At 65.6% G+C, this 19,911-nt stretch carries 12 protein-coding genes; 10 read left to right on the top strand and 2 right to left on the bottom strand.

Going from position 1 to position 19,911, the window contains the following annotated elements:
- Window positions 1-6 precede the first annotated feature (6 nt).
- From gnd to ACOIX3_RS31280, 5 genes are all read left to right on the top strand, one after another.
- Window positions 7-990 (top strand): phosphogluconate dehydrogenase (NAD(+)-dependent, decarboxylating), encoded by a 984-nt coding sequence (gene gnd / locus ACOIX3_RS31260; protein ID WP_420965799.1) that lies wholly within the window; start codon window positions 7-9, stop codon window positions 988-990.
- A 119-nt stretch (window positions 991-1,109) separates the two neighbouring features.
- A complete protein-coding gene (gene zwf, locus ACOIX3_RS31265; protein WP_420965800.1) occupies window positions 1,110-2,603 on the top strand; it encodes a glucose-6-phosphate dehydrogenase in 1,494 nt (497 codons plus the stop codon).
- Window positions 2,604-2,605: 2 nt separating this feature from the next.
- On the top strand, window positions 2,606-3,358 hold the full coding sequence (pgl, locus tag ACOIX3_RS31270) for a 6-phosphogluconolactonase (RefSeq protein ID WP_420965801.1): 753 nt from the start codon (window positions 2,606-2,608) through the stop codon (window positions 3,356-3,358).
- A 41-nt stretch (window positions 3,359-3,399) separates the two neighbouring features.
- A complete protein-coding gene (locus ACOIX3_RS31275; protein ID WP_420971834.1) occupies window positions 3,400-3,888 on the top strand; it encodes a gluconokinase in 489 nt (162 codons plus the stop codon).
- A complete protein-coding gene (locus tag ACOIX3_RS31280) occupies window positions 3,885-4,691 on the top strand; it encodes a Cof-type HAD-IIB family hydrolase (protein WP_420965802.1) in 807 nt (268 codons plus the stop codon). The genes ACOIX3_RS31275 and ACOIX3_RS31280 overlap by 4 nt, the downstream gene beginning before the upstream one ends.
- Before the next feature lie 7 nt (window positions 4,692-4,698).
- Here the strand turns inward: ACOIX3_RS31280 and ACOIX3_RS31285 are convergent, their stop codons facing one another.
- Entirely contained in the window at window positions 4,699-6,507 is a 1,809-nt protein-coding gene (locus ACOIX3_RS31285) for a glycoside hydrolase family 15 protein (protein ID WP_420965803.1), read from the bottom strand.
- An 18-nt stretch (window positions 6,508-6,525) separates the two neighbouring features.
- Window positions 6,526-8,472, bottom strand: coding sequence for a 4-alpha-glucanotransferase (gene malQ, locus ACOIX3_RS31290; protein ID WP_420965804.1), 1,947 nt, complete (start codon window positions 8,470-8,472; stop codon window positions 6,526-6,528).
- Window positions 8,473-8,675: 203 nt separating this feature from the next.
- On the opposite strand from malQ, the gene ACOIX3_RS31295 reads away from it, so the two are divergent.
- Genes ACOIX3_RS31295 through treZ form a run of 5 tightly spaced genes read left to right on the top strand, consistent with a single transcriptional unit; the run spans window position 8,676 to window position 19,909 of the window.
- On the top strand, window positions 8,676-10,625 hold the full coding sequence (locus ACOIX3_RS31295; protein WP_420965805.1) for an alpha-1,4-glucan--maltose-1-phosphate maltosyltransferase: 1,950 nt from the start codon (window positions 8,676-8,678) through the stop codon (window positions 10,623-10,625).
- 10 nt (window positions 10,626-10,635) lie between these two features.
- Window positions 10,636-13,941 carry a maltose alpha-D-glucosyltransferase gene (treS, locus tag ACOIX3_RS31300; RefSeq protein WP_420965806.1) on the top strand — a complete coding sequence of 1,102 codons (3,306 nt, stop codon included), beginning with the start codon at window positions 10,636-10,638 and terminating at the stop codon, window positions 13,939-13,941.
- Window positions 13,938-16,085: a 1,4-alpha-glucan branching protein GlgB gene (glgB, locus tag ACOIX3_RS31305; protein ID WP_420965807.1), complete on the top strand. Its 2,148-nt coding sequence runs from the start codon at window positions 13,938-13,940 to the stop codon at window positions 16,083-16,085. Before treS ends, glgB begins: the two co-directional genes overlap by 4 nt.
- A 3-nt stretch (window positions 16,086-16,088) precedes the next feature.
- The gene (glgX, locus tag ACOIX3_RS31310) at window positions 16,089-18,161 is read left to right on the top strand and encodes a glycogen debranching protein GlgX (RefSeq protein ID WP_420965809.1); all 2,073 of its coding nucleotides are present in this window, start codon (window positions 16,089-16,091) and stop codon (window positions 18,159-18,161) included.
- Window positions 18,158-19,909: a malto-oligosyltrehalose trehalohydrolase gene (gene treZ / locus ACOIX3_RS31315; protein ID WP_420965810.1), complete on the top strand. Its 1,752-nt coding sequence runs from the start codon at window positions 18,158-18,160 to the stop codon at window positions 19,907-19,909. The genes glgX and treZ overlap by 4 nt, the downstream gene beginning before the upstream one ends.
- Window positions 19,910-19,911 lie beyond the last annotated feature (2 nt).

Here is a 19,911-nt window from a genome sequence, read left to right on the forward strand (position 1 = left end):
CGAGCAATGCAACTCGGCATGATCGGCCTCGGGCGAATGGGCGGCAACATCGTCCGCCGCCTGATGACCCAGGGTCACACCACCGTGGTCTACGACAAGGATCCGAAGGCGGTCGCGGCGCTCGTCGCCGACAATGCCACCGGTTCCTCGTCGCTGGAGGATTTCGTCCTCAAGCTGGAGGCGCCACGCACCGCCTGGGTGATGCTGCCGGCCGGCAAGATCACCGAAGCCACCATCGAGGCGCTGTCGAAGCTGATGCAGCCCGGCGACGTCATCATCGACGGCGGCAACACCTTCTGGCAGGACGACGTCCGGCGCGGCAAGGCGCTCAGGGAGCGCGGGCTGCATTACGTCGACGTCGGCACCAGCGGCGGCATCTGGGGCATCGAGCGCGGCTACTGCATGATGATCGGCGGCGACAAACCCGTCGTTGACCGGCTCGATCCGATCTTCAAGACGTTGGCGCCCGGCATCGGCGACATCCCGCGCACCTCCGGCCGCGACGGCCGCGATCCGCGCATCGAGCAGGGCTACATCCACGCCGGTCCTATCGGCGCCGGGCATTTCGTCAAGATGATCCATAACGGCATCGAATACGGCCTGATGCAGGCCTATGCCGAAGGCTTCGACATCCTGAAGAACGCCAATATCGAGGCGCTGCCGCCCGAGCATCGTTTCGATCTCGACATCGCCGATATCGCCGAAGTCTGGCGGCGCGGCAGCGTGATCCCATCCTGGCTGCTCGACCTCACCGCCTCGGCGCTGGCGCAAAACCACACGCTCGACAATTACTCCGGCTTCGTCGAGGATTCCGGCGAAGGCCGCTGGACCGTCAATGCCGCGGTCGACGAGGCGGTGCCGGCCGAGGTTCTGACGGCGGCGCTCTACACCCGCTTCCGTTCGCGCAAGGATCACACCTTCGCCGAGAAGATCCTCTCGGCGATGCGCGCAGGCTTTGGCGGCCACAAGGAGCCGCCGAAGAAGGCCTAAAAGCGTTTTCAAGCGAAGTGGGCACCGGTTCGCGTGAAGAAAACGCGTCAAGACAAGAATCGAGAGCTCGGTTCCGATACAATCGGAACGGAGCTCTAGAGATAACCGCGGAAGGTCACGTGCAGAAGAAACCCGATCCTTGCTCCTTCATCATCTTCGGCGCCACCGGTGATCTGACACACCGGCTGGTCGTCCCGGCGCTCTACAATCTCGCCGCCGGCAATTTGCTGCCGGAAAAATTCTGCGTCGTCGGCATCGTCCGCAAGGGCATGTCGAGCGAGCAGCTGACCGACAGTCTGTTGCAAGGGTTGCGCAAATTCGCCACCCGCCCCGTGGACGAGGCGATCGCAAAGCGGCTGTTCGAATGCGTCACCGCGATCGAAGCCGATCCGCGCGATCCGGCGTCCTTTGATGCGATGAACGAGCGGCTCGACAAGCTCGAGACGGCGCGCGGCACCGGCGGCAACCGGCTGTTCTATCTCGCGACCCCGCCGAGCGCCTTCCTGCCGATCAGCGAGCAGCTCGGACGCACCGGCATGCTGGAGGAGAACGGCGCCTGGCGGCGGCTGATCATCGAAAAGCCGTTCGGCACCGATCTGGCGTCGGCGAGGGCGCTGAATGCCGCGCTGCTGAAGCTGATGGACGAACACCAAATCTACCGGATCGACCATTACCTCGGCAAGGAAACCGTCCAGAACATCCTGGTGCTGCGCTTTGCCAACGGCATGTTCGAGCCGATCTGGAATCGCAACCACATCGACCACATCCAGATCACGGTCGACGAGAAGCTCGGCGTCGGCCATCGCGGCAGTTTCTACGACGCCACCGGCGCGCTGCGCGACATGGTGCCGAACCATCTGTTCCAGCTGCTGTCGCTGGTGACGATGGAGCCGCCGGCGCGGTTCGACGCCCATGCGGTGCGCTCGGAGAAGGCCGAGGTGCTGAGCGCGATCCAGATCCAGAGCGAGCAGGAGGCGCTGTCCAACTCGGTGCGCGGCCAGTATCGCGGCGGCCGGATCGGCGACAGCGAGATCGAGGACTATCTCAAGACGCCGGATGTCAGGCCGGACAGCTCGACCGAGACCTATGCCGCGCTGAAGCTGACGATCGACAATTGGCGCTGGGCCGGCGTGCCGTTCTACCTGCGCACCGGCAAGGCGCTGACCAGCAAACGCACCGAGATCGCGATCAAGTTCAAGCAGGCACCGTTCGCGATGTTCCGCGATACCGCGGTGGATCGCCTGTCGCAGAACTACCTGGTCATCTCCACCGAGCCGACCGAAGGCATCGAGCTGCAATTCAACACCAAGGTGCCCGGCCCGGCCATCAACATCGACGGCGTCGAGATGAAGTTCCGCTACAAGGACTACTTCAAGGCCGAGCCGTCGACCGGCTACGAGACGTTGATCTACGACTGCATGATCGGCGACAATCTGCTGTTCCAGCGCGCCGACAGCGTCGAAGCCGGATGGCAGGCGGTGCAGCCCTTCCTCGACGCCTGGAAGACTGCCGGCGGGCGCGGCCTGCAACCCTACAAGGCCGGCAGCGAAGGCCCGGAGGCGGCCAACGCGCTATTGACGCGCGACGGCCGCAGTTGGCGGAAGCTGAGCTGACCATGACCACGAGCGGCGAGCGCAAGATCATCACGGTCGCCGATCCGGCCGCACTGGCGCAGACCGCCGCCGAACGGGTGATCGCCAGGTTCGACCAGAACAGCGGCCGGATCGCGGTCTGCCTCACCGGCGGCTCCAGCCCCAAGGCGCTCTACCAGCTGCTGGCGACACCGGACCATCGCCGGCGGATTCCGTGGGACCGCATCGACTGGTTCATCGGCGACGAGCGCCTGGTGCCGCGCCAGGACAAGCTGCACAATATGAGCATGGCGCGCCAAGCCTTCCTCGACCGCTGCGCTCCGGCTGCGAATGTCCATCCGATCGCAACCGACACCGCCGATCTCAGGGATCCCGACGTCAGCGCGGCGCTGTACGAGAACGAGCTGATGGCCTTCTACGGCGCCGAACAGCTCGATCCGAAGCGGCCGCTGTTCGACCTGGTGCTGATGGGCATCGGGCCCGACGGCCACACCGCCTCGCTGTTTCCGGGCTATCCCGCGGTCGAGGAGACCCAGCGCTGGGCGGTCGGGGTGCCCAAGGCCAATGTCGAGCCGTTCGTGCCGCGCGTCACCTTGACCCTGCCTGCCCTCGCCTCCTGCCGCGAGATGCTGTTCGAGGTCGCGGGCGAAAACAAGCGCGCGATCTTGACGCGCCTGTTCGCAGGCGAGAACCTGCCGGCAAACCGCGCGCGATCGCTGGGCGAAACCGTCTGGCTGATCGACCAGGCCGCGCTGCCGGAGGATTCTCTTGGGTGACTCTCTTGGGTGACGGGCAAAACCCCTGCGCACTGGTCGTGATGGGCGTGTCGGGCTCGGGCAAGAGCACCATCGCCGACCGCCTTGCGATCAGGATCGGCTGGCGCTTCGAGGACGGCGACAGCTTTCATCCCCCGAGCAATGTCGCGAAGATGCATTCCGGCCAGCCGCTCACCGACGAGGATCGCTGGCCCTGGCTGCGCGCCATCGCCAATGAGATCGACCGCACGTGCGGCGTCCGCGAACGTGCCGTCATCGCCTGCTCCGCGCTGAAGCGCGCCTATCGCGACATCCTGGTGCATGGCCGCGACGATATCCGCATCGTCTTCCTCGACGGCACGCAGGAGCTGATCGCCACGCGGCTCGCCGCGCGCAAGGACCATTTCATGCCGCCGGGCCTGCTCGCCAGCCAGTTCAAGACGCTGGAGCCGCCGACGCCCGACGAACGCCCGATCACGGTTGCGATCGACCGTTCGGTCGACACCATCGTCGAAGACATTGTCAGTCAACTGAAACTGGACCGCTCATGACCCGCATCGCCCTTGTCGTATCCGATGTCGACGGCACGCTGCTCACCAAGGACAAGACCTTGACCGATGGCGCTCTGACCGCGGTGCGCAGACTGCACGAGGCTGGCATCGGCTTCACCATCGTCTCCAGCCGGCCGACCATCGGGATGGGCTTCCTCGTCACGCCGCTCGCGATCACACTGCCGATCGGCGCCTTCAACGGCTCCTCGATCGTCGATCCGCAATTGAAGCCGATCGAGCAGCATTTGATCCCCCCAGCCGTCGCCAAACGCTGCATCGACCTGCTCCGCGAGCGCGGCATCGACATCTGGCTGTTCACCAACGACCGCTGGCTGACGCGCAATCCCGACGGCGAGTACAACGCGCACGAAAAGCGCGCGATCAAGCATGATCCGACCATTGTCAGCGATTTCACGCCCTATCTCGACCGGGCCTGCAAGATCGTCGGTGCGAGCTCGGATGCGCCCTTGCTGCAGCGCTGCGAGGCGGAGATGCAGCAGATGGTCGGCAATGATGCGACCGCGGTCCGCTCGCAGACCTACTATCTCGACGTCACTCCGCCCGGCCACGACAAGGGCACCTTCGTCGAGGGCATCGCGAAGCGCCTCGGCGTGGCGCTGGAGAATGTCGCCACCATCGGCGACATGCAGAACGATCTGCCGATGTTCGCGCGAAGCGGCGTCTCGTTCGCGATGGGCAATGCCAGCGATGACGTGAAGGCGCGCGCCACCCATGTCACCGAAACCAATGAGCACGACGGTTTCGCGCGCGCGATGGATGTCGTGCTGACGATGGGCCGCTAGACCGCGATCAGGTCGACCGCTGCACTACCGGCTTCTCGGCGTCGGCCCTGGCGGCGCTGAGATTGTGCGCCGTGTTGATCAGCGCGATATGGGTCAGCGCCTGCGGAAAGTTACCGGTCTGCCGGCCGGCGTCGGAGTCGAACTCTTCCGCCAGCAGCCCGAGATCGTTGGCGACCGCGACCACGCGGTCGAACATGGTTTGCGCCTTGTCGAGATCTCCCGCCAGCACATGGGCGTCGGCGAGCCACAGGCTGCAGGCCAGGAACGCGCCCTCGATCGGCTGGATTTCGTCGGACACCTCGCGCGGATCGTGCCGCAGTACGAACCCGTCGCGCATCATGTGCCGCTCGACCGCCGCGATCGTGCCGCGGATGCGCGGATCGGACGGCGGCAGGAAGCCGACCGACGGCAGCAGCAGCAGGCTGGCGTCGAGCAGCTTTGAGCCATAGCTCTCGACGAAGCTGTTGAGACCAGGGTCGAAGCCCTGCCGGCAGACGTCGCGATGAATGGCCTCGCGCAGCACCCGCCATTTGACCAGCGGTCCCTTGAAGCCGAACCGCTCCGCGCTCTTGATGGCGCGGTCGAAGGCAACCCAGCACATCACCTTGGAGGACACGTAGTGTCTAGGCGTGCCGCGGCGCTCCCAGATGCCGTGATCCGGCTGGTCCCAGACGTCGGCGAGATGGGCAACGACGGTGCATTCGAGCGACCAGTTCTCCTCGTCGAGCTTCAGCTTGGCCATACGGGACTGGTGGAAGGCATCGATCAGCTCGCCGTAGACGTCGAGCTGCAGCTGCGCATGCGCGGCATTGCCGACGCGGACCGGTTGTGCCCCCTCATAGCCGGGCAGCCATCCGGCTTCCCATTCCAAGAGGCGCCGCTGCCCGAGGATGCCGTACATGATCTGCATGTTGGCGGGGGCGCCGGCCGCGGCCCGCAGCAGCCAGTTGTGCCAGGCGGCCGCTTCCTCGGTGTAGCCCGAATTCATCAGCGCCAGCAGCGTAAAGGTGGCGTCGCGCAGCCAGCAGAACCGGTAGTCCCAGTTGCGCGCGCCGCCGAGTTTTTCCGGCAACGACGTGGTCGGGGCCGCGACGATGCCGCCGGTCGGCCTGAAGGTCAGCGCCTTCAGCGTGATCAGCGAGCGCATCACGAGGCCGCGCTGATAGCTGCCGTCATATGTCGAACGGCTGCACCATTCCTTCCAGTATTGCTCGGTATCCTTCAGTGCCGCCTCGGGATCGATCGGCTCCGGCACCGGCTGATGCGACGCACCATATGTCAGGACGAACGGCACGGTGTCGCCTTCGCCGACCTCGAACTCGGCGATCGTGGTCAGGTCCTTGCCCGATGTCTTCACCGAGGTGCGCAGCACGGTCATGTCCTGGCCGCTGATCGCCAGCAGCCCCTCGCCGTCCGGGTTCTTCTTCACCCAGGGAACATCGACGCCGAAGCCGAAGCGGATCACCAGCTCCATGTGCATCTTGACGCGGCCGCTGATGCCACGAACCAGGCGGACCACGTCGGAGGCATGGCCGCGCGGCGGCATGAAGTCGATCAGCGCGACGACGCCGTCCTCGGTCTCGAACCGCGTCTCCAGGATCAGCGTATCGTCCCAATAGCGGCGGGAGGTCTGCCTGATCGCCCCGGCGGGCGCCAGAAGCCAGCGGCCATTCCGCGACGTGCCGAGCAGCGCCGCGAAGCAGGCGTCGGAATCGAACGCCGGCCAGCACAGCCAGTCGATCGAGCCGTCACGGCCGACCAGCGCTGCGGTCTCGCAATCGCCGATCAGTCCATAGTCTTCGATACGAGAAGCCACGCGCCGTGCTCCGCGTTGTCAGGCGTGCGACCGCTCGCGGGTTGCACGCTTGAGCGCGTCGGTGTCGATCGCCGACGCGAGATGCTCGATCGAGACCGGCAGCCGCCGTTTCCAGTTCGGATGCTCGTAGACGGTGCCGGGGATGTTCGGCTGCTCGACGATGCCAAGCAAATCCTCCATCGAAACCGCCATCATCCGCGATCGTGTCCGGGCCATGAAGTTCACCACCGAATAGAAATCATTGTGGTGGATGTCGTGCCGGCGCAGCACGTCGTCGAGATGGCCGAGCGCATCCCAGCGCCCCTGGTCGGTCTCGCCGGGATCGATCCCGAGCGCGCGCTTGGTCTTGAGGTCGCTGAACGAGCGCCAGCCGGCGTAGGTCGAGAGGTCGTGGGTGTTGAACGTCACCAGCGCGTTCGGCAGATAATAGTCGGCGTTGCGGAAGACGCCCTGGTCGTCGGTCTCGAACATCATCACGAGGTAAGACCAGATGCCCCAGCCGTTCATCTGCTCGCGGAAACCCGGGGGCACGGTGCCGAGGTCCTCGCCGATCACGACGCAGCGGCTTGCTGTGCTCTCCTGCGCGGTCGCCGCCAGCAGCGCCTCGAACGGCATCAGCACATAGGCGCCGTTGGCGGGCCCGAAGCCGCGCGGCACAAGATAGAGCCGCTTCAGCCCGAAGGCGTGATCGAGCCTGATCGCGCCGGCGTGGCGCATCGAGGCGCGCAGCATCTGCCGGAACGGCTCAAACGAGCGCTGCTCGAGGCCCGCGGCATTGAAGCCGGCAAGGCCCCAGTCCTGACCCGCGGTGTTGAGCGGGTCCGGCGGCGCGCCGACGCCGAGATGACGCGAGATCGCGATCTGCTCATTCCAGGCGTCGAAGCCATCCGATTGCACGCCGACGGCGACGTCGAGATAGAGCCCAACCCGCATGCCGAGCTTGTGCGCGAGCGCCTGGCAGGCGCCGAGCTGCCGGTCCGCGGTCCATTGCACGAATTCGACGAACTCGACCTCGGCGGCGGTGTCGCGCGCCCGGCGCAATTTCGCGCACGCCGTGTCACTGGGCTGCCGCCACTCGTCCGGCCATTCCCACCACGGCGTGTTGAATTTGTGCCGCATGACCTCGAAGCAGGCGAAGCGCGACAGCAGCACGCCCTGCTCCTTGCGATAGGCCTCGAAATCCTGCCAGCGACCGAGGCCTGGATTTGCCTTGAAGGCCGCGAAGGCCGCACGCAGCGCGGGCCATTTCAGCGCCGCGGCACCGACATAGTCGACCACGTCACGGCTGCGGAGCTGCGCCAGCGCGGCTTGCGTCTCGGCATCGGCGCGGAATTCGGGAATCTTCGCGACGTCGATATAGAGCGCGTTGAGGAACAGCCGGCTGTTCGGCGAGTATGGGCTGCAATCGCCGGGCCGATCGTCGAACAGCGCATGCAGCGGATTGAGCCCGATGCCGTCGGCGCCGAGCCGATGGGCGAATTCGAGCAGGCCCTGCAGATCGGTGAAGTCGCCGATGCCCCAGTTGCGCGCCGACCGCACGCCATAGAGCTGGACCGCGATCACCCAGCAGCGGTCGAACGCGCCGCCGAATGCGCCGTCCGGCGCCACCAGAAGCGGCACCTCCTCGCTGCCCGATGCGTCCTTGAGCTGCAACCGGTGCACGCCCTCGGGCAAGCCCGACGGCCACGTCACACTCCGCTCATTCGCCTCGCCTTGCGCGAGCACCGCAGTGCCGTTGGTGAGCTTCCATTGCACCGGAAGCCGAGCCGCCTCGGCGAGCTGAGTCTGTCCGCCATGGCCGCCTCTGACCACCACGGGATCGGCGATCATCCGACGCGGCGTCTGGGGCGGCAGCGCCGCGAGGATCGCCGTCAGCGCCTCGGGGGTTGTCACACGGCGGTGACCGCTACCATCGATATACTCGGTCTGGATTCCCAGGGTCTGGGCTTTGGCGTAAAGGTCCATTCGGCACGCTGCTTGCTCGCAACGGTATTGGGATCGTTGCTAAATTGTACAGATACGGGAAAGGGATAGTTGATGTTCAACGCTCTACCCTATCCGGCGTTCCCACCGGGAACCATTGCCCGGCGAGCGGCTTTCTATATGGGTCTGGCGTGCCTCCTTCCCGGCGCCGGGACTTCATTTGCCTATTCAATGGCGGCATCACCGTGAACAAAACCGCCCGGCCTGTCGAGAGTGCCCACAGCACTTTTCATATTACCGATGTCTATCCGTCGGTTGATGGCGGCCGCTTTGCGGTCAAGCGCATCGCAGGCGAACCTGTCGAGGTGTGGGCCGACATCTACCGGGACGGACATGAGGTGATCGCAGCGGCATTGGTGTGGCGACATGAGGGCGACGGCGAATGGCAGCACGCGCCGATGACGCTGCACAGCGACGACCGCTGGGGCGGCACCTTCGTGCCCGACCGGCCCGGCCGCTACAGCTTCGCGATCGAGGCCTGGACCGACGAATTCGCCAGCTGGCGACATCGTTTCGAGCAGAAGCAGCGCGACGGCGGCGACCACACGCTGGATGCCGTCGAAGGCGCGGGCATGCTGACCCGGGCGCAGGCCGGTGGCCCGGCCGCGGCCGCGGTCATCATCAGGCAGTGCGAAATCTTTCTGCAGACCGGCGAGCCGGGCGCGCTGCTCGCACCCGAATTGCGTGAGGCGATGGCCGGCAGCCAGTTTCGCCGCGACCTGGTGCGATCGCAGCTCTATCCCCTGACCGCCGACCGGCCGCGGGCGCGCAGCGGCGCGTGGTACCAGATATTTCCGCGCAGCCAGGGCAAAACGCCGGGCGTGCACGCGACCTTCAGCGACTGCATCGCGCGGCTGCCCGATATCGCGGCGATGGGCTTCGACGTCGTGCTGCTGGCGCCGATCCACCCGATCGGGCGGACCCATCGAAAGGGCCGCAACAATGCCGCCATTGCGCACGTGAGCGATCCCGGCAGCCCCTACGCGATCGGCGCGGCGGAGGGCGGCCACGACGCGGTGCATCCGGAGCTCGGCACGCTCGACGACTTCCGCGCTTTCGTGGCGGCATGCCGGGACCATGGCCTCGAGGTGGCGCTCGATTTCGCCGTGCAATGCTCGCCCGATCATCCCTGGCTCACGGCGCATCCGGAATGGTTCAAGCGGCGTCCGGACGGATCGATGCGCGCCGCCGAACATCCGCCGCAGCGCTGGGACGATGTCGTCAACCCGGATTTCGGATCCGAAGATGCCGCCGCGCTATGGCGCGCACTGCGCGATATCGTGCTGTTCTGGGTCGAACAGGGCGTGAAAATCTTCCGGGTCGACAATCCGCACACCAGGCCGCTGGCATTCTGGGAATGGCTGATCCGCGAGGTGCAGGACAGCGATCCGGACGTGCTGTTCCTCTCGGAGGCGTTCGCGCGGCCGAAGCTGATGAAGGGTCTCGCCAAGCTCGGCTTCACGCAGTCCTATACTTACTTCACCTGGCGCACCCAGCGCCTCGAGCTCGAAGCGTATCTCGGCGAGTTGATATCCTATCCCGATCGCGACTTCTTTCGGCCGAATTTCTTCGTCAACACACCTGACATCCTGCCCTTCCACCTGCAAAGCGGCGAATCCTGGATGTTCAAGTCGCGTCTCGCGCTGGCCGCGACGCTTTCAAGCAGCTACGGCATCACCAGCGGATTCGAACTGCTCGAGCACACGCCGGTGCCCGGCCGCGAGGAATATCTCAACTCCGAGAAATACGAGATCAGGGTTCGCGACTGGGATCAGGCCGGGAACATCAAGCCCTATATCGCGGCCCTCAACCAAATCCGGCGCGGCAATCCGGCCCTGCAACAATTCGCCAACCTGCGCTTTATCAATGTCGATGACGGCGGCGTGATCGGCTTCGTCAAGGAGGCGGCCGATCAGGGCAATGTGATCGCGGCCGCGATTGCGTTATCGTCCGAGCCCCGCGACGTCTGGCTTCCGCTCGGCGACGTCACGGTCGGCCGTGGCGACGCCCGCCGCCCCGTCACGGCCGTGGAAGACCTCGTCACCGGCGCGCGTCATGCGCTCGAATGGGGAGGCATCCGCCTGCGTCTGGATCCTGCGCGCGATCCCGCGTTGCTGTTGCGCTGTGTCGCCTGAAGGAGCCGTCATGAACGTATTCTCCTCCGTCAATAGCCGGGAGAAGGTCGCGACCGAGACCGCGGACCAGCTGTGGTACAAGGACGCCATCATCTACCAGCTGCACGTCAAGGCGTTCGCCGACAGCAACAATGACGGCATCGGCGACTTCACGGGCCTGACGGATAAACTCGGCTATCTGCAGGAGCTCGGCGTCACCGCGCTATGGCTGCTGCCGTTCTATCCCTCGCCCGGCCGCGACGACGGCTACGACATCGGCGACTATGGCGACATCAATCCCGATTTCGGGACGATGAAGGACTTCAAGCGCTTCATCCAGGAAGCCAAGCGGCGCGGCCTGCGCGTCATCACCGAGCTCGTCATCAACCACACCTCGGACCAGCACGCCTGGTTCAAGCGCGCGCGCCGCAGCCCGCCGAATTCGAGCGCGCGCAGTTGGTACGTCTGGAGCGACACCGACCAGAAATACCTCGATACCCGCATCATCTTCACCGACACGGAAAAGTCGAACTGGACCTGGGATCCGGAAGCCGGCCAGTTCTACTGGCACCGCTTCTTCTCGCACCAGCCGGACTTGAACTTCGACAATCCGCGTGTGGTGCGCGCCATCGTACAGGTGATGAAGCGCTGGCTCGACACCGGCGTCGACGGCTTCCGGCTCGACGCCATTCCCTATCTGTGCGAGCGCGACGGCACCAACAACGAGAACCTGCCGGAGACGCATGCCATCATCAAGCGGCTGCGCCAGGAGCTCGACGCCTATGCCAAGGGCAAGATCCTGCTGGCCGAGGCCAATCAATGGCCGGAGGACGTGCAGGAATATTTCGGCCATGGCGACGAATGCCACATGGCCTATCACTTCCCGCTGATGCCGCGCATCTACATGGCGATCGCCCAGGAAGACCGCTTTCCGATCACCGACATCCTCAGGCAGACGCCCGACATTCCGGCAGCCGCCCAGTGGGCGCTGTTCCTGCGCAATCACGACGAGCTGACCTTGGAGATGGTCACCGACGTCGAGCGCGACTATCTGTGGTCGACCTATGCCAACGACCCGCGCGCCCGCATCAATGTCGGCATCCGCCGCCGCCTTGCGCCGCTGATGGACAACGACCGGCGCAAGATCGAGCTGATGAACTCGCTGCTGCTGTCGTTCCCCGGCACGCCGATCATCTATTACGGCGACGAGATCGGCATGGGCGACAACATCTATCTCGGCGACCGCAACGGCGTGCGGACGCCGATGCAGTGGTCGCCGGACCGCAACGGCGGCTTCTCGCGTGCCGACCCGGCGCGGCTCTACGCGCCGATGATCATGGACCCGGTCTACGGCTACGAATCCGTCAATGTCGAGGCGCAGTCGCGCAGCCTGTCGTCGCTGCTGTCGGCGACCAAGCGGCTGATCGCGGTGCGCAAGTCGACGCTTGCCTTCGGGCGCGGCACCATGACCTTCATCCGCCCCGAGAACCGCTCGGTGCTCGCCTATGTCAGGCAGTACCAGGGCGAGGCGATCCTGTGCGTCGCCAATCTGTCGCGCTCGGCGCAGGCGACCGAGCTTGACCTCTCCGCCTTCAAGGACCGTATCCCGCTCGAGATGCTGGGACGCACGCGCTTCCCGGCGATCGGCGAGCTGCCCTACATGATCACGCTGGCGCCTTACGGCTTCTACTGGTTCCAGCTGCAGGAGCGCGACAAGTCCGAGCCGGTGAAGCCGCGGGCGGTGCCGGAGTTCGAGACGCTGGTCGTGCCGCTCGGTTCGACCTGGACGTCGCTGGCGCGGGAGCGCGGCGTGTTCGAGCACGACGTGCTGCCCGGCCATCTCGCCCGCACGCGCTGGTACCCGGAGCATTCCGCGAAGGCGATCCAGCCGACGCTGGTGTCCGCGATCCCGTTCTGCGACATCGGCGACAACCGGCCCTGGCTGATCTTCTTCGAAACCACGGAGCGCGGCAACACCAGCCGCTACGTGCTGCCGATGCAGATCGAATGGGTGCGCTTCGACCGCGAGCGCTACAACCCGCGTGCCTTTGCCGCGGTCCGTCAGGGCGCGCGCGAGGGCACGCTGCTCGATGTCTCAACCGACCAGATTTTCACCGGCCTGTTCCTGCGCAACTTGCGGGAAAATCTCACGGTCGACGAGGGCGAGCAGGGCCTGAAGCTCGAATTCCGGCCGACCAGCCGCTTCTCCGACCGCCCGGTGCGGCAGCCCGAGCGCATCCGCGTCTTCGAGAACGATCAGCCGCATTCGACCGCGCTGGTCGACAATGAGTATGTCACCAAGATCTACCGGAAGCTCGAGGTCGGCATCAATCCGGAGATCGAGATGGGCCGCTTCCTCACCGAAGTGATCAATTTCCCCAACACACCCGCATTGCTGGGCACATCGGAACTGGTGGAGGGTGACAATCGCAGCGCGATCGCGGTGCTGCACGCCATGGTGGTCAACCAGGGCGACCTCTGGACCGTGGCCGCTGCTCACCTCGATCGCCTCGTCGAGCGGCAGCGCCTGCTGGCGGCGAGCGAACATCCGGAGGAGAACGGCGATCATGCGACTTACCTGCGCCACCTGTCGCACAGCGGCAAGCGTCTCGCCGAGTTGCACATCGCGCTCGCCAGCAACCGCGAGCAGCCGGATTTCGCGCCCGAACCGACCAGGCCCGAAGATCTGCAGCGCTGGAGCGACGAGATCATGGCGCGCGCCGAACGCGTGTTCGACACGCTGAAGCAGCGGCGCGGCTCCCTGAAAGAGGCCGACCGGCTGCTGGCCGATCAGTTGCAAGCCCAGCACGACATGCTGCCGGAGCGGCTCAAGGCGCTGCTGCCGCGCGAGACCGACGGGTTCAGCATCCGCCATCATGGCGACCTGCATCTCGGCCAGTTGCTGGTCGTCAAGGACGACGTCTTCATCATCGATTTCGACGGCGGACCGGGTCGCACCATCGCCGAGCGGCGCCGCAAGGCACCGGCGGCGCGCGACGTCGCCGGGCTGATCCGCTCGATCGACTATGCCGCGACCGTCGCGCTGGAACGGGCCCTCAAGGTCGCCCCCGACGAGAGCGGCAGGCTGAGCCTCGCTTTGGCCGAATGGCGCGACCAGGCCGCGGATGCCCTGCTGGCGGCCTATCGCGAGACCATGGCCGGCCAGCGGCTGTGGCCCACTGATGCCAGGGCGGCCGACCGCCTGCTCAACTTTTTCCTGCTTGAGAAAGCCTTCTACGAGATCGAGTATGAGCTGGCCAACCGGCCGGACTGGCTCCGCGTCCCACTGACTGGCCTGTTGAGACTCCTGGCCCAACAGCCGCACGAGGTTGCATGACCAAACTGCCCGCCGAGGCCTATGCCATCATCGAGGGCCGCCATTCCGATCCGTTCCACTATCTCGGCCTCCACGCCGAGGGGGATCGCAATGTCGTGCGCGCCTTCCTGCCTGACGCCGCCAATGTCGAGGCGATCGGCGAGCATGGCGAGACGGCGCCGCTGGCCAAAATCCATGACGCCGGCCTGTTCGCAGGTCCCCTGCCGAACGGCTCGACGCGCTACCAGCTCCGCGCCCGCTTCGGAGACAACGTCGTCGAACTCGAGGATGCCTACCGATTTCCGCCGATCCTGAGCGATTTCGACCTCTATCTGCTCGGCGAGGGGACGCATCTGCGCGTCTACGACACGCTCGGCGCCCATCCGATGACGCTCGACGGCGTCGACGGCATCGGCTTCGTGGTGCTGGCGCCGAATGCGCGGCGGGTCAGCGTGGTCGGCGACTTCAATTTCTGGGACGGACGGCGGCATCCGATGCGGGTGCGCGGCCCGGGCTACTGGGAGCTGTTCATCCCGCGCGCGCGCGTCGGCGATCACTACAAGTTCGAGATCATCGGGCGCAACGGCCAACATCTGCCGCTGAAGTCCGATCCGCTGGCGTTCGCCGCCGAGGTGCGCCCGAAGACCGCCTCGATCGTGATCGACGAGCGCAAGATCCCGCATCCGCGCCCGGCGCCCGATCGCGTCAACGCTCTGAGCTCGCCGATGTCGATCTATGAGGTTCATCTCGGATCGTGGCGCCGCAAGGGCCGCAACGAGTGGCTGACCTATCGCGAGATGGCGGAGCAGCTTCCGGCCTACGCCAGCGACATGGGCTTCACCCATATCGAATTCCTGCCCATCACCGAGCATCCGTTCGACGGCTCGTGGGGCTACCAGCCGACCGGCATGTTCGCGCCGACCAGCCGCTTCGGCTCGCCCGACGATTTCGCCGCGTTGATCGACGCCTGCCACCGCGCCGGCCTCGCCGTGCTGCTCGACTGGGTCCCTGGGCATTTCCCCGACGATCCGCACGGTCTCGGCAATTTCGACGGCACCGCGCTCTACGAGCACGCCAATCCGCTGCAGGGCCGGCACCTCGATTGGGGTACGCTGATCTATAATTACGGGCGCACCGAGGTCACCAACTTCCTTGTGTCGAACGCGCTGTTCTGGCTCGATCGCTACGGCATCGACGGGCTGCGCGTCGATGCCGTCGCCTCCATGCTGTATCTCGACTACAGCCGTCCCGCCGGCGGCTGGATCCCGAACAAATATGGCGGCCGGGAGAACATCGAGGCGATCGACTTCCTGCGCCGCTTCAACACCGAACTCTACGCGCACTTCCCGCAGGCGATGACGGCGGCGGAGGAATCCACGGCGTGGCCGCAAGTGTCGCGTCCGGTCGAATATGGCGGGCTCGGCTTCGGCTACAAGTGGAACATGGGCTGGATGCACGACACGCTGAGATATATCAGCAAGGACCCCATCCATCGTAAATTCCATCACGGTGACATCCTGTTCGGCCTGCACTACGCCTTCTCGGAGAACTTCATCCTGCCGCTGTCCCACGACGAGGTCGTGCACGGCAAGCGCTCGATCCTCGGCCGCATGCCCGGCGACGACTGGCAGCGCTTCGCCAACCTGCGCGCCTATTACAGCTTCATGTTCGGCCACCCCGGCAAGAAGCTTATGTTCATGGGCTGCGAGTTCGGCCAGGAGCGCGAATGGAATCACGACCACTCGATCGATTGGCATTTGCTGCAACAGCCGAGGCATAGCGGCATCCAGAACCTGGTCCGCGACCTCAACCGGCTCTATCGCGCGCTGCCGGCGCTGCACGAGCTCGACTGCGATCAGGCCGGCTTCGAATGGGTCATCACCGACGACGCCAGCAACAATGTGTTCGGCTGGATCCGCAAGGGCAACGATGCGCGCGCCCGCTGCCTCGTGGTCCTGAACTTCTCGCCCAATGTCTACCGCAACTATCGCGTCCGGGTGCCGTTCGCGGGCAAGTGGCACGAGGTGTTCAACTCGGATTCCTCCCATTACGGCGGCACCAATGTCGGCAATATCGGCGAGGTCCGTGCCTCGGAGGGCGCCACGCCCGAGCTGAGCCTGACCATTCCGCCGCTGGCAGCGATCTTCCTCGTACCGGAAAGCTGATTGATGCGACTGACCGGGGGTACGTCCGCACGGCTCGGTGCAAGCTGGGACGGCAGAGGCACCAATTTTGCGCTGTTCTCGGCGAATGCGGAGAAAGTGGAGCTGTGCCTGTTCGACGGCCAGGGCCGCCGCGAGCTCGAGCGGATCGAGATGCCGGAACGCACCGAGGATGTCTGGCACTGCTATCTCAACGACGTCTCGCCGGGCCAACTTTACGGCTATCGCGTCTACGGGCCCTACGCGCCGGAGCGCGGCCACCGCTTCAACGCCAACAAGCTGCTGCTCGATCCCTATGCCAAGCGGCTCGCCGGCCGGCTGGTGTGGAGCGATGCGCATTTCGCCTACCGCACCGGCAGCGCCCGCGAGGACCTTTCCTTCGACCGCCGCGACAATGCCCGCGGCATGCCGAAGGCGGTGGTGGTCGACGAGACGTTCAACTGGGGCCGCCGCGAGATCCGGCCGCACATTCCGTGGGCAGACACCATCATCTACGAGGCCCACGTCAAGGGCCTGACCCAGAAGCGCGAGGACGTGCCGCCGAACCTGCGCGGCACCTATGGCGGCCTGTCATCGCCGGCGATGATCGACCATCTCAAGCGGCTCGGCGTCACCACCATCGAGTTGTTGCCGATCCACGGCCTGATCGACGACCGCACTCTGGTCGAGAAGAAACTTTCGAATTACTGGGGCTACAACACCATCGCCTTCTTCGCGCCGGAGGCACGCTACGCCCAGGACAATGCGCTCGACTCGTTCCGCACCACGGTGGCGCGGCTGCACGACGCCGGCATCGAGGTGCTGCTCGACGTCGTCTACAACCACACCGCCGAGGGCAACCATATGGGCCCGACGCTGTGCTTCCGCGGCATCGACAACGCCTCCTATTACTGGCTGAACCGCGAGAACCCGCGCTTCTATGACGACTTCACCGGCTGCGGCAGCTCGGTCAACCTCACCCATCCGCGCGTGCTGCAGATGGTGATGGACTCGCTGCGCTACTGGGTCGAGGTCTGCCATGTCGACGGCTTCCGCTTCGATCTCGCCACGACCTTGGCGCGCGGACCGAACGGCTTCGATCGCAACCATCCCTTCCTCACCGCGATCCGCCAGGACCCGGTGCTGGCGACCGCCAAGATGGTCGCCGAGCCCTGGGACCTCGGTCTCGGCGGCTACCAGGTCGGCGCGTTTCCGTCGCAATGGTCGGAGTGGAATGACCGCTATCGCAGCGCGATGCGGCGCTACTGGAGCGGCGAAGGCAGCCTGGTCGGCGATATATCCGGCCGCATGACGGCGTCCTCGGATCTGTTTCACCACGACAACCGCGCGACCCGCGCCAGCGTCAATCACATCACGGTGCATGACGGCTTCACGCTCGCCGATCTCTTCAGCTACAACGAGAAGCACAATGAGGCCAATGGCGAGGACAATCGCGACGGCTCCAACGACAACCACAGCAACAATTGCGGCCATGAAGGCCCGACCGACGATCCTGCCATCATCGCGCTGCGCCGCCAGCTCAGGAAGAACGCGCTGGCCTGCCTGCTGCTCGCACAGGGCACGCCGCTGATCCTTGCCGGCGACGAGGTCGCCAACACGCAAGCCGGCAACAACAACGCCTATTGCCAGGACAATGAGACCGGCTGGATCGGCTGGGAGAACCTCGGGACCGATGACGACGCCATCGCCTTCATCGGTCACCTCACCGCGCTCCGCCAGCGCTTCGGCCAGATCCGCTGCCAGAGCTGGCTCGACGGCCGCCGCGCCGACGGCAGCTATGGCGTGATCTGGCTGACGCCATCAGCGGAGGAGATGAAGGAATCCGACTGGAAATTCCCGGAAAGCCGGTTCCTCGCCTACGTGCTGGGGCCGATGGAACAAGGCCAGGCGCCGATCTTTATCGTGCTCAATGCCGCGCCGCAGGAGATCGTGTTCAGGATGCCGCGGATGGCGGAATACAGGAGCTGGCAACAGGTCTTGAACACGACCAAGGCAGAACAAACGGCCGAGCAATTTGCAGCCGGCGCCGACACCACGGCACCGCCGCGTTCGGTGCTGGCATTCGCAGGCTCCGCATGAGCGCGCAGCACTTCGGAGCCGAACTGACCGCGGACGGTGCGCGCTTCCGGCTCTGGGCGCCGGCGGCCAAGCGTGTCGACCTCCTGCTCGACAAGCCGCATGCGCTCACGCGCGATGCCGCCGGCTGGCACATCGCCGAGATCGCAGGCGCGCGCGCCGGCACGCGTTACAAGTTCCGCATCGATGACGACGTCGACGTGCCTGATCCGGCCTCCGCGTTCCAGCCGGACGACGTGTTCGGCCCGAGCGAGGTGATCGATCACTCAGCCTTCAAATGGCGCGCGACGGAGTGGCGCGGCCGTCCCTGGCATGAGGCCGTCATTCTCGAGGCCCATGTCGGGACCTTCACGCCGGAGGGCACCTATCGCGCCATGATCGACAAGCTCGATCATCTGGTGGCAACCGGTATCACCGCGCTTGAACTGATGCCGCTGGCGGATTTCGCCGGCCGCCGCAACTGGGGCTATGACGGCGTGCTGTGGTATGCGCCCGACAGCGCCTACGGCCGGCCCGAAGACCTCAAGGCCCTGATCGACGAAGCGCATCTGCGCGGGCTGATGGTGATGCTCGACGTGGTCTACAACCATTTCGGCCCCGAAGGGAACTACCTCGGCCGCTATGCGCCCACCTTCTTCAGCGACGCGCATACGCCCTGGGGTAGCGCGATCGATTATCGCGTGCCCGAGGTGCGCGCGTTTGCGATCGGCAGCGTCGTCAGCTGGCTGCGCGACTATCGCTTCGACGGGCTGCGCTTCGACGCGGTCAACACCATCGTCGAAGCCGGCGAAATCTCCATCCTGCATGACTTCAGCAAAGCTGCCGGCAAGCTCGCCACCGAGACCGGCCGGCACATCAACCTCGTGCTCGAAAACGGCGACAACATCGCGAGCCTGCTCGATGCCGCCGAGGATCCGCCGCACGGCAAATTCCGCGGCCAGTGGAACGACGACTATCATCACGCCTGGCACGTGCTGCTGACCGGAGAAAGCCAAGGCTATTACGGCGACTACCGCGCGCCGAAGCAGGACCTCGCGCGCGCACTGTCGTCCGGCTACATCTACCAGGGCGAAGTTTCGGAGTTCTGGGGCGGCAAGGCCCGCGGCGAGCCGAGCGGCGCGCTGTCGCCGACCTGCTTCATCAACTTCCTGCAGAACCACGACCAGATCGGCAACCGGCCGCTGGGCGATCGGCTCGAGAGCATCGCAAGGCCGGAGGCGATCGAGGCCGCGCTGGCGGTCACATTGATCGCACCGACCACGCCGATGCTGTTTATGGGCGAGGAATGGGGCGCGACGACAGCCTTCCCGTTCTTCTGCGACTTCAAGGGCGACCTCGCCGACGCCGTCCGCGCCGGCCGGCGCAAGGAATTCGCCTGGGCCTATGCCAAGTACGGCGACGACATACCCGACCCGCTTGCCGAGGAGACGGTACGATCGGCCGTGCTCGACTGGGCGGCGCTTGGCCACGATCCCGCCCGCGCGCGGCTGGCGCTGGTGCGCGACCTGCTCGCCGTGCGCCGGCGCGAGATCACGCCACACCTAATCGGGGCACGCTTCGGCGGCGACCGCGTCACGGGCGATCTTTTGACCGCGCATTGGCGGATGGGCGACGGCCGCACGCTGTGGCTCACGGCCAATTTGTCGGATCGGGATATCACCGGCACAGCGGAACCGAAGGGAACTGCGATCTGGGGCGGCGCGTTGTCGAGCGACCTCCCCGGCTGGGCGGTGCGCTGGCACATCGGATAGCA

It is taken from the genome of Bradyrhizobium sp. B120 (assembly GCF_049075665.1).
Taxonomy (GTDB): domain Bacteria; phylum Pseudomonadota; class Alphaproteobacteria; order Rhizobiales; family Xanthobacteraceae; genus Bradyrhizobium.

Coding starts and splice junctions, on each gene's coding strand:
- gnd (WP_420965799.1), top strand. CDS start 7: ATGCAACTCGGCATGATCGGCCTCGGGCGAATGGGCGGCAACATCGTC.
- pgl (WP_420965801.1), top strand. CDS start 2,606: ATGACCACGAGCGGCGAGCGCAAGATCATCACGGTCGCCGATCCGGCC.
- ACOIX3_RS31275 (WP_420971834.1), top strand. CDS start 3,400: ATGGGCGTGTCGGGCTCGGGCAAGAGCACCATCGCCGACCGCCTTGCG.
- ACOIX3_RS31280 (WP_420965802.1), top strand. CDS start 3,885: ATGACCCGCATCGCCCTTGTCGTATCCGATGTCGACGGCACGCTGCTC.
- malQ (WP_420965804.1), bottom strand. CDS start 8,472: ATGGACCTTTACGCCAAAGCCCAGACCCTGGGAATCCAGACCGAGTAT.
- treS (WP_420965806.1), top strand. CDS start 10,636: ATGAACGTATTCTCCTCCGTCAATAGCCGGGAGAAGGTCGCGACCGAG.
- glgB (WP_420965807.1), top strand. CDS start 13,938: ATGACCAAACTGCCCGCCGAGGCCTATGCCATCATCGAGGGCCGCCAT.
- glgX (WP_420965809.1), top strand. CDS start 16,089: ATGCGACTGACCGGGGGTACGTCCGCACGGCTCGGTGCAAGCTGGGAC.
- treZ (WP_420965810.1), top strand. CDS start 18,158: ATGAGCGCGCAGCACTTCGGAGCCGAACTGACCGCGGACGGTGCGCGC.